The organism is Vibrio sp. 1727, assembly GCF_033344415.1.
Taxonomy (GTDB): Bacteria; Pseudomonadota; Gammaproteobacteria; order Enterobacterales; family Vibrionaceae; genus Vibrio; species Vibrio alginolyticus.
In genome coordinates, this window is record NZ_JAWPOT010000627.1 from 1 (window position 1) to 530 (window position 530).

A 530-nucleotide genomic window follows, 5' to 3' on the forward strand; every position below is an offset into this window, starting at 1 on the left:
GATTGGTTAAACTTGGTGCTGGCAGTAGAGTCTCAGCAATACGCACCTGAGATTCGGTCACAACAGATGTCTCGATAAAATTCATGCTGCCGACAAACTCGGCCACAAAACGCGTTGCCGGTTGTTGGTAGATTTCTTGAGGCGTGCCGACTTGCTCAATTACGCCATGGTTCATCACCACAATTCGATCCGCCATCGAAAGCGCTTCATCCTGATCGTGCGTAACCATAATGGTAGTGATGCCCAGCTTTCGTTGCAGCTTACAAATTTCATCACGTAAGTGAACACGTACTTTCGCGTCCAACGCAGATAAAGGTTCATCAAGAAGAAGCAGTCCCGGAGATAAAGCAAGCGCTCGCGCTAACGCCACACGTTGTTGCTGACCGCCCGACAACTGGTTAGGAAACTTCTGCCCTGAGGTTGGTAAGCCTATCGTTTCGAGCCACTGCTCTACTTTCTCCAGCGCCTCTTTGGTTGACATACCTTGGTTTTTCAAACCCACCGCAATGTTCTCTTGTACGGTGAGGTTT

General features: G+C 49.2%; 1 protein-coding gene. It reads right to left on the reverse strand.

The window, feature by feature from the left end:
• Window positions 1–530: ATP-binding cassette domain-containing protein (locus R8O10_RS27280; RefSeq protein ID WP_318192241.1), on the reverse strand; the 530-nt coding region annotated here is incomplete at both ends.